This window comes from Paenibacillus sp. GYB004, assembly GCF_036577605.1.
In the GTDB taxonomy this organism is placed as follows: domain Bacteria; phylum Bacillota; class Bacilli; order Paenibacillales; family NBRC-103111; genus Paenibacillus_AB; species Paenibacillus_AB oceani.
On the sequence record NZ_JARBDB010000012.1, the window covers coordinates 182849 to 192456 of the forward strand.

The following is a 9608-nucleotide window of genomic DNA, read 5'->3' on the forward strand; positions in this document are numbered from 1 at the left end:
TGTTACTGTAAAGAAATAGTGGGAGCAGATCACTTCTCCTGTTCAACCTTCGCTTGCCGTACTTCTGCTTTCGTACATGTCTTTCACAATATCTTCAATGCTCGTCTCCCGCATCTGGATGTCTTTGACCCGGTTGTGCGCCGTCAAAATTTGAATCACTTCCGGAACGGTAATCTGCTTTTTCTGAAATTGGATCGTTTTCAGCGGCCCTTCTTCTTTGACAACGGTCAGCCGTTTATCCTCAAGCCAAAAACTGTCCGAGTCCAGCTCAATGCGGATATACTGTCCGCCCGAATAGCTTTCCTTGAATGCCGATAACGAACCGTCATACAGCACTTGTCCTTGATCAATCATAATGATGCGGTTGCAAATTTGCTCAATATCGTCCATATCGTGGGTCGTTAACATGAGCGTCGTCTGCTTTTCTTTGTTCACTTCTTTCACAAATTGGCGGATGCGCGATTTGGCGATAATGTCCAGCCCAATTGTCGGCTCATCCAAATAGACGACGTCCGGATCGTGCAGCAGCGCAACAGCCAAATTTGCCCGCATCTTCTGACCAAGACTCAGTTGGCGTACAGGCCGGGTTAGAAACTCCTGCATCTGCAGCAGATCCACATAAAACTCCACATTCCGTTTGAACTGCCGCTCCTCGATTTTGTACATATGCTTGTACAAGTCGAACGTATCTTCCATCGCTAAGTCCCAGTACAGCTGGGAACGCTGCCCGAAGACGACACCCATCCGCAGCGCATTTTGCTTCCTGTCCTGGTACGGAACAATATCCCCTACCTGAATCGTCCCGCTCGTCGGCTGCAAAATGCCGGACAGCATCTTGATCGTCGTCGATTTTCCAGCGCCATTTGGCCCAATGTATGCGACAAGCTCGCCCCGTTCAATGTGGAAGCTAATATCCTGTACCGCTTTCTTCGTTGTATAGTCCCGCTTCACAAGCGATTTCAACGCTGGCCACATACCTTTTGCTTTCGTATGGACTTGAAAATGCTTACTCACCTGGTCCACTTCAATAAATGCCATCGTACTCCCCTCCTTTTGCTATGAGCCTGTACTTTTGTAATGACGCAGCCCCAGCTTCCAAAACTGGTACGCCCCAACTAGCAGAACAATTCCGACAAGCGGCGTAACATACTGGAAGAGCGGGTGGAACATCAAAAAGTCCGATTTGCCAAGAAAATATTGTGCGGGATAAAAGTTAATGAAGGCGTACGGGATAAGCAGCGTCAGAACGATTTGCACGCCTGGCTTGTAAATGGAAATCGGGTAACGAATAAAGCCGCGCAGGTCGCCTGCAAACCCGCTGATCGCCTGGTTTTGCACGAGCCAGAATACGGGGACGGATGTGAACAGAAAGGCCGAAGCCTGAATCATCGCCGCACCCAAAATGACAAGCAGGAGGAACAAAAACGACCCAACCGTGATTGCCAGGCGCAGCTGGATAAAACAAAGAGTCAAAATGCCGCTCGCCACGAGAATATGGCTCGCGTACTGGTACACAAATTTATGGCAGATCAAGTACACCAACGGATTCATCGGCTTGGTCAGCACTTCGTCAAAGCTGCCGGACTGCACCATGGATGCCAGTCCCGTGCACACACTGTACAAAAAGCTCCCGGCGATGGCGTAGGAGATCAGGTTCAGTGCGTACAGCACCATCACTTCCTGTGCTGCCCAACCGTTCATCGAATGAAAGCGGGTAATCATCACCCAGAGCACGACAAACTCGGCAATATACGCCGACGCCTGCGAGATGCCTCCCAGAAAAAAAGCTCCGCGGTATTCGACCATGGCTTTCGCCTTCAAACGTACAAATGCGCGGTACAACGCCACGTTGGTTCACCCCCCTTGAACAATGACTTTGGTCTGGACTTTGCGCCACAGTATATACTCGAGCAGCAGCAGCACTGCAATCCAGATCAACTGGAAACCAACGACAGTCCAGCTCTCGCTCCATGTCGTTTTGCCTAAAAAGATCGAGACCGGTTCAAACGAAATAAAGCGGAATGGCAGTGACATCGCAATGTGGTACAATCCTGCCGGATAGAACCATAACGGCACAACCGATCCGGCGAACAGTTCCATCAACGCCCCGAGAAGCCAGTTGGTGTAGAAAGCGGTTTTCATCCAAAACACAAGCAGACCGATCAAGTAGTTGATCGAATAGATGAGCACAATTCCGAGTACGAGCGTCAACGCAAACATGCCGGTTTGCCACCAGGCAGCCGGAAGCTGCACCTCGAGAAACACCAGCCCCACCACGACAACCGGAATAATATGAAAGATGGTGCTGTACAAGTTCTCGCCGATCTGCTCAGCGATCAAATAATACTTCAACCGTATTGGCCGAATAAAATCGATTGCGATCGATCCATCCGTAAACCGCTCTGCCAGCTTATTTCCGATGCTGGAGCGCGTCAGCGCCGAAACAACCATGTTGATCAGCACAAACGACATCATATCTGCTGCTGTTGTGTCCTGTACGCTGCCCTCACCGATCAAGGCGATCCACAAACTGGCCAAAATCGAAAGCCTGAGGATGGAGCTTAAAATGAAAAAATACGAGTTTGCCCGATACGTAAACCGCTGCAAGAATGCCTTCCACATAAAGACGATGTAGACACGCAGCATCTCGACCCCCTCCTATCTTCCTTTTTGTGACAAATCAATTTCTAGCATCATCCAACATTCAACATCTTTTGTCAATATACAGGCGGTCATTTCTTGTGCAATCGGTTCGGGCCGAAGCCCAAGCGTGCATCCATGCTCCCAACTAACAAAGACAATAAAATCATCTGTATTTCTAAGATTTCGCTCCAATCCTATTCAGTGTTAGAAATTTGTTTTCGAAAGAGGCAAAATTTCCCTATATGGTATCACGACTTATTCGGCTCTATTGCCAGTTACTTGAATGACAAAGCAGACCGCTTTTCAGCAGCCTGCTTAATTTCACTAACGTACCCGTTAGCAAATTGGGTTGAGTATAGGTATTGATATATGGCACCTGCATTTTCGAAGGGGCCCTTAGATGTAAACAGCACGTAAGTACCGTCCGCCTGGCTGCGTCGGGAGTATCTTTGGGGCACGGCATCGCTGCGAAGTTGGCTGCGATTCGCCGGCGCGCTGCCGGCATCGGAGCAACTACTCACGCCGTGAGCATTCCGGACTCTATCGAACGAATCGGTCTACACTGCGCGGCCGCGCAGCTGGCCTGGGCCGTCAGAGCAGCTGCTGGTTTCCCCGGTTTCGGACCCAACCGCTCCGCTCGAGATCCTCAGCATATCTGGACAACTCCCTCTATTGGTTGGCTACGCCGCTATGCCACGGCCATCACGAGAATACTAAACCAAAATCATTAGCTCCCGCGCCAGTGCCGCCCTTCCAGACTCGACCGGGCGGCACGGGAGCAGCTGCAGCATCAGCCGTCCGAAGGGGCGTACTTCCTGACGTCCGGCTCGAATGACGCTCCATTGGACGGGTCCAACTCCAAGTGGGTGGTTCCGCGATCGTCGGTCAGCACGAGCATGCGCGAGCCGACGACGGGGACGCGGTCGGCGCTGGTGCGCATGTGCGCTGAGACGACACGAGGAGCACCGTCGACGATGTAACCTACCTCGACCGTGAACATCGGGTAATTGAAGAGCCAGGTGTTCGTGAAGCTCACGGCGGTCAGCGTCCCGGTGAATGATGAGCCCTCCACGCGGAGGCGCTCAAAGTCCGCCTGACGCCGCCGGGCGTGGGCGATCGAGCCGGGCAACCGCAGGAGCACGATGGCGGCCCAGAGGGCGAAGCCGGCTCCGACGACGGCCCCGAGCTCTGGCGGGATCGTCGGCGACGTCGCGATGGCCTCGAGGTCGAAGGTTCCTTACGCAAGGTACGCCTTTCGACTCGCAGACAGCGATCAAGGAACCCGACTTCAGCATGTTGTTTCGGCGGATACGGATTTAGCGAAAATATTGAACGAATGGATGGACAGCGGGATTTTGCAAAAAGGCAAAGGGGGATATCAAACAGGAACGCGGGCGGAAGTTCTGCTTCGGGTGCTCGGTCTCCTTCTTCGATAACATCGGGAAGCCGGGAGTCATCTCCGCGGCAAGTTCGAACCCGCCGAAGCGGGAAAGCGGAGAGAAGTGATGAATTAAAAGCTTGCGATTGATCGCTTCTCATCATGAATGATAGCGATCCTAAGAATCGTACACCAATGTCGAACAAAACATACTTAAACTTGTGCCGGTCTGCTTCTTAAACATGCGGCCGAACGTATGAACATCTGCATATCCTACCCGCTCGGCAATTTCTCCGATAGTTAAGCTTGTCGTAATGGCGAGCTCCTTGGCTTTTTGCACACGCACCCAGTTCAAATATTGCTTCGGGGTCAAGCCGAAGGCTTGTTTGAATTGTTGAATCAAGTAGTTGCGGCTTAACTCAGACATAGTCTCCAAATCGTCCAGCGAAAGGTTTTCCCGGTAATGCTCCATGATATAACGCCGAACATGCTCCAGTTTGATTTTACTCCGAGGTGAGCTTGCTTTACGTGAGCCTAGCGTTTCGGCCACTTGAATCAGAACGGATAAGAGCATATGCTGGCATATCATCTGATGATAGCTGTCCGGTTTCCGATAATGCTGCAGAAGTTGATGCAGCAGCTTCTCAATAGGGTGATTATGGTACGAGCCTAGGTGTGTAGAAGGAGTGACAACTTGATCCAGCGGAAACATAGATTGTCCGAAATGAAAGACGACGCTAATACAGGAGTACCCGTTGGAGGGTACTCCTTGGTTCGTATGGGTCTGATTGGGCCGGATTAAAAACAGATCGCCTTTTCTCACCCGGATGGCCTCATCAGTCAGGATGATATCGGCAACTCCATCCAGAACGAACTCCAGCAAATACTGCTTCAGCGTTCTTCTTCGAACGGCCCAGTCCTTATCCGGTTGCTGGGAGTATCGGTTAATTAACGTAATATAGGGCGGAAAATAATACTGCTGCAGCATGGGAATCGTGTCTTCAGGCTCCATGGTGAACATATTCGCGGATGTCATCATCATCCCTCCAACGAAGCTGGTTATATAGATGAGTATACTAACACGCACGTGGAAGAAAAAGTGATTTCGGCAACCTGACTATTGATTTTTACTAAATACTTAGGATGGTGACCGCTTATATAATGAAATCGAGATGACTAGTAGAAGAATGGAAGTGTGAAACCATGACTCTTATGCTAAAAACGGAAGACTACATGCCAAAGCTGCACAAGGATGTCGACGCATCCCGATATGGGATCGGATTGATCGGCTGCGGCTCCATCGCCAACAGCGCTCATCTTCCGGCTTATCGAAAAGCCGGCCTGCGGGTTTCGGCATGCTGCGACATTAGTGAAGCGGCCGCTCGCAGCACGGCCCAGAAATTCGATATACCGTTCTGGACGACCAGCGTACAAGAACTGCTCGAGCGTGAAGATGTCTCTGTGATTGATATGGCCATTCATCCGAGAGCCCGTGAAGAAGTGTTGAACCAAATCGCAAAAATACCGCGTCCCGTTCTATGTCAGAAGCCTTTGGATATGACGATGGAAGGTGCAAAACGCCTTGCTTCGATTGCGGCTGAAGCCGGCTTTGTGCTCGCCGTGAATCAACAGGCCAGATGGGCGCCTGTACATAAAGCGGTTAAAACGCTGCTTGACCGGGGCGTCATCGGTGACATTTTGAATATTCAGCACGTATATCGTTCAAATCAGGACCGGGAAGGGCACTGGTTTTCCAAACTGCCCAATGCGCTTATTGGCGATCACGGTATTCATTACTTTGATTTGTGCCGCTATTTCAACGATTCCCCATTCGGCTCCGGCAAAGATTGGTCGAGGATTCATTGTACGACGGCGATGATGAAGAAACAATTTGCGATCGATCCGTTAATTTATTCCGCCAATATCGAATTCGGACCGGCGGGCGGGCGTGCCCATACGATGGCTCACCTGTTCTTTAACGATATCGTGAGAAGTCCGCGTGCATTCGGATATACATGGTGGGTGGACGGATCGGAAGGTTCCATATGGAGTACGGACAAATCCATTAGTATGGCTCTAAGAAACGATCCATCCACGGTTCACGAAACGGTCATAAGCGGAAGCTGGTCTCCAGACGGATTCCTGGGATCCATGCTGGATCTGATCGAAGCCGTCGAGTTCGACCGGGCTCCGCTTGTAACGCCGGAGGATAACTTCTCCACTTTAGCCATGACTACCGCCGCTATTCGATCGAGCCGGGAAGGGCGCGTTGTCGAAAGGACGGAACTCTTCCCGGGGATGGATGAGCAGGGGGTGCGAATATGAATCCGTTAGGTATTTTCGGTTGGATCTATAGCGGTCTTACTCTGGAGGAAGTGGCGAAGACGGTAAGCGGGGAAGGGTTCGAATACATCAAACTTCGTTTGCGGGAGCACTTTATCGTATCCCCCGGCGAGAAACTGACAGTAGGACGTGTGCGCGAAGTTAAAAAAGTTTTGGATGAATACGGTCTGAAATCGGCACCTGTAGCCGGTTACGTGAACATTGTCGATACGAATCCCGAGTCACGAGAATCGAAGCTGTGTCTTTTTGAGGAGCTCACGGAGTATTGTCAGGAGCTGGGGACGACCTATATCGCAACGGAAACGGGGAGTCTGCATCCCACGGAGCCGTGGGCCGATCACGAGAACAACCGTACCGAAAAGGCATGGAACGACATGCTGACCGCCCTGGAACGTTTGCGCGGTACGGCCAAGAAAAACGGAGTCACTTTATTGCTCGAAGGCTATGTAAATAATGTGATGGGGACTACGGAGTCGGCGAGCCGGGTAATCCGCGATCTTGGTTCCGATCACTTGGGTTTTGTGCTTGATCCGTTTAATTATTTCACCTCCCGGGATCTGGAGGCGCAGGAGGCTGCCTTTACCCGAATCTTCGAGGCTATTGCCCCTTATGCCTATGTGGCGCATGCGAAAGACGTCATTTACACGGATAAAGGAATCGAGACGCCGAAGGTCGGAGCAGGGAAAGCGGATTGGTCCCTATATGCAGGCATGCTGAAGCGTTTCAAGCCGGAGCTTCCGTTAATCCTGGAGCATCTGAAGCGGGATGAAGCCGGGGAGTGCAGGAGGCTTGTCATGGAGGCGTTTGGGGAATAAAGGCGTTTGCGCCGCGGCCGTCAGCCGTCATCCGCCATACACCTTTCGCGTCAAGGCTCCCGCCTCGTTCAGGAACAGATCTTCCAAGCGGTGCCGTTTCGGGAATTCCACCGTTTTGGATAATGAGCGGAATCGGTGACAGTCACGTTTTTTTCTCTCGCCGATGGCTTGCAAAATGCAACTTAATAAACAACCAATGAAAGGCCCATGCAAATCGCATGGGCTGTTCGATTATGCGTCATGGGGTGGTTTCTGGAAATGAACAATCCAGTTCCACTCGTCCTCTTTACGCTCCGCTAGGACTCCATTCTCGATGTCGTTCATCAATTGAGGCAGCCACTTCTGCTCCGCTTCGAGCAAAGCCAACGAATACTCAGCCGCGATTTACGCGGCAATGAGCAGGACAATGTTCATCTTTGAAACGCTTGCAGCGGCCCGGCATATGGCGCATGTTCGAATCGACATGGGTTCTCCGTTACCCGCGGGTCCTGCTGCTTGTGCAGCACCTCCGTCAGCTCCACGTTCAGCTTCTTCTTGATGTCCGAATATTCCGGCCTGTCAGCCTTATGGGCCGCTTAGATGATTCTTAATAAAAATTAAGAGTAGGGTGTCATTCAATAAACGCCAACCCAAATAAGAAAGGCCGACCAGAAACTTCTGGCCGACCTAAACGACAATAGTAGACTAACGTGCGGTCACTCTCTTGTTCGGTAGTCTCGTATAAGACTCTTAATAACTTCGAGTCATGATGGGAACAGGGATTATGTGTTTAATCGAGACCGAGGAAAATACAGAGTTTGCAAAATCGATAGCTGGATAAAAAAAGAACCCTTCGCTTCTGGAGAGTTCTTATTATGAGTGATAATTATACCAATTGCAGCCTGTTCGTTAAACTATCGTGCCCGTTAGCCATACATGCAGCGCAAGCGCCGCACCACAGATGATGAAAATGGGACGAGGAATCTGTCAATACTTCTACCATGGCTGGGAGAGGAAGGTCATTAAGCTATGGTGCCATTGAGCCCAACCGTTAGTCTGACTCCAACGATCACGGTGCATCAAGTTGTGGTGCTCGATCAGGAAGTTGCTGCGCGGGTAGAATCTGTTCAAGAAGATATTGAACGTCTTGATTCAATCCCTGGTATAGCCACTCGAATGGCGGAACAAATCCTAGCAGAAATCGGAACAGATATTAAGAAACAGTTTCCCAGTGCAGCTCATTTATGCTCTTGGGCTGGATTGGTACCTGGACACAATGAAAGTGCAGGAAAAAAGAAGTCTGCCAAAACCACTAATGGGAACAAGTACTTGAAATCTGCTTTGGTAGAAGCAGCCCATTCCGTTGCAGCATCTAAGAACTATCTCGGCGCGATGTATAGACGTACAGCAGCTCGAAAAGGTAATAAACGTGCAGCAATAAATGTAGCTCATGCAATGTTAAGGATTGCGTACTATCTCCTAACTCGTAAAGAAATGTACGTGGACTTAGGTGAAGACTATTTTGATAGGCAGAAACAACAATCTATTGTAAAGTATGCCGTTCGTAGATTGGAATGTTTAGGCTACACAGTGACAATTGCTTCTAATTCCTAATTCGAAATCATCTCAATATCCCATCGTTCAGACGCTTTCAAAAAAAATGAATGAACTGCGTCTTCTTCAGTCCGGCCTTTTCCTGCTACTGCGGATTTAATTTTCATGGGAGCTTAACCAGTTAACTTTTTCGCGCACGAACATTGAAATATCATTTAACGTTCGCTCTACTTCCTCAATAGTTACATGAGTCACAGAGCCCTTTAGATATTTCTCCACATTTTCAAGTGTAGAACTAAAATAATGACTTTCGTGAAGTGTCATAAACCTACGCAGGACATCCATTTTGTTAAACACATATTCATTTTGAACATCCCAGAGAAATAATCGCAGTTCATAAAGTAGAGTATTAATAGTTGCGTCAATTGTTCGTGCTTCATTGGGACGGCTATCAATGTAGTTCCTTCTCAGCCATGGATAAAATACTTGAGCGTAAGATTTGAAGTCCTCATTAGTTGGCTCGGGTATGTTCCTTAAATCATACGTCCCCTCAACAATTACCCCTTGATGTTTTAACCGCAATATTTCTGGTACCAGCTCCAAGGTTGGATCATATGGGGGAATTAACTCCTGCTCCTTAATCACTACAGCCCCAAAGTCTTTTGGAATGTCAAACTTATCTCGGAAGAAAGTCGCTACTTTCCGAACCTGTATTTTTTGTTCTTCCGAGCACTCATCATCTACAATGATTGCGGTATCTATATCACTTACTCAACTTTCGCAGTTGCAAAATAGGTTGAATCCCTTGTAGCTTTAAGAGCCAATACCCTTTTTTTCTTTTAATTGACAAAAAACACCCTCTTTGTTTGGTATCATGGAAGTGTCGAGCAACCATG

General features: G+C 49.4%; 10 protein-coding genes. 4 read left to right on the plus strand and 6 right to left on the minus strand.

Translation table 11 applies throughout. From position 1 onward, the window contains the following. Positions 1 to 42: 42 nt before the first annotated feature. From PV433_RS08565 to PV433_RS08580, 4 genes are all read right to left on the minus strand, one after another. Positions 43 to 1038 (minus strand): ABC transporter ATP-binding protein, encoded by a 996-nt coding sequence (locus PV433_RS08565; RefSeq protein ID WP_332071752.1) that lies wholly within the window; start codon positions 1036 to 1038, stop codon positions 43 to 45. 18 nt (positions 1039 to 1056) lie between these two features. Next, entirely contained in the window at positions 1057 to 1848 is a 792-nt protein-coding gene (locus PV433_RS08570) for an ABC transporter permease (RefSeq protein ID WP_332071753.1), read from the minus strand. Positions 1849 to 1854: 6 nt separating this feature from the next. Next, the gene (locus PV433_RS08575) at positions 1855 to 2646 is read right to left on the minus strand and encodes an ABC transporter permease (protein ID WP_332071754.1); all 792 of its coding nucleotides are present in this window, start codon (positions 2644 to 2646) and stop codon (positions 1855 to 1857) included. Positions 2647 to 3433: 787 nt separating this feature from the next. Next, entirely contained in the window at positions 3434 to 3679 is a 246-nt protein-coding gene (locus PV433_RS08580; RefSeq protein WP_332071755.1) for a hypothetical protein, read from the minus strand. Between the two features lie 106 nt (positions 3680 to 3785). Between PV433_RS08580 and PV433_RS08585 the strand changes: the two genes are divergently transcribed. After that, positions 3786 to 4079, plus strand: a complete 294-nt coding sequence (locus tag PV433_RS08585) for a hypothetical protein (protein ID WP_332071756.1) — start codon at positions 3786 to 3788, stop codon at positions 4077 to 4079. 120 nt (positions 4080 to 4199) lie between these two features. On the opposite strand, the gene PV433_RS08590 is transcribed toward PV433_RS08585, so the two are convergent. Beyond that, positions 4200 to 5057 carry an AraC family transcriptional regulator gene (locus PV433_RS08590; protein WP_332071757.1) on the minus strand — a complete coding sequence of 286 codons (858 nt, stop codon included), beginning with the start codon at positions 5055 to 5057 and terminating at the stop codon, positions 4200 to 4202. A 167-nt stretch (positions 5058 to 5224) separates the two neighbouring features. Between PV433_RS08590 and PV433_RS08595 the strand changes: the two genes are divergently transcribed. From PV433_RS08595 to PV433_RS08605, 3 genes are all read left to right on the plus strand, one after another. Beyond that, complete coding sequence (locus PV433_RS08595) at positions 5225 to 6346, plus strand: Gfo/Idh/MocA family protein (protein ID WP_332071758.1); 1122 nt, start codon at positions 5225 to 5227, stop codon at positions 6344 to 6346. Then, positions 6343 to 7179, plus strand: coding sequence for a sugar phosphate isomerase/epimerase family protein (locus tag PV433_RS08600; RefSeq protein ID WP_332071759.1), 837 nt, complete (start codon positions 6343 to 6345; stop codon positions 7177 to 7179). Before PV433_RS08595 ends, PV433_RS08600 begins: the two co-directional genes overlap by 4 nt. A gap of 1008 nt (positions 7180 to 8187) precedes the next feature. Continuing rightward, on the plus strand, positions 8188 to 8772 hold the full coding sequence (locus PV433_RS08605) for a transposase (protein WP_332071760.1): 585 nt from the start codon (positions 8188 to 8190) through the stop codon (positions 8770 to 8772). A gap of 96 nt (positions 8773 to 8868) precedes the next feature. Here the strand turns inward: PV433_RS08605 and PV433_RS08610 are convergent, their stop codons facing one another. Beyond that, positions 8869 to 9357: a hypothetical protein gene (locus PV433_RS08610; protein ID WP_332071761.1), complete on the minus strand. Its 489-nt coding sequence runs from the start codon at positions 9355 to 9357 to the stop codon at positions 8869 to 8871. Between the last annotated feature and the right edge of the window lie 251 nt (positions 9358 to 9608).

Excerpts from the sequence above, each read along its gene's own strand:
- PV433_RS08565 (WP_332071752.1), bottom strand. The coding sequence starts at position 1,038 with ATGGCATTTATTGAAGTGGACCAGGTGAGTAAGCATTTTCAAGTCCAT.
- PV433_RS08575 (WP_332071754.1), bottom strand. The coding sequence starts at position 2,646 with ATGCTGCGTGTCTACATCGTCTTTATGTGGAAGGCATTCTTGCAGCGG.
- PV433_RS08585 (WP_332071756.1), top strand. The coding sequence starts at position 3,786 with ATGGCGGCCCAGAGGGCGAAGCCGGCTCCGACGACGGCCCCGAGCTCT.
- PV433_RS08590 (WP_332071757.1), bottom strand. The coding sequence starts at position 5,057 with ATGACATCCGCGAATATGTTCACCATGGAGCCTGAAGACACGATTCCC.
- PV433_RS08595 (WP_332071758.1), top strand. The coding sequence starts at position 5,225 with ATGACTCTTATGCTAAAAACGGAAGACTACATGCCAAAGCTGCACAAG.
- PV433_RS08600 (WP_332071759.1), top strand. The coding sequence starts at position 6,343 with ATGAATCCGTTAGGTATTTTCGGTTGGATCTATAGCGGTCTTACTCTG.
- PV433_RS08605 (WP_332071760.1), top strand. The coding sequence starts at position 8,188 with ATGGTGCCATTGAGCCCAACCGTTAGTCTGACTCCAACGATCACGGTG.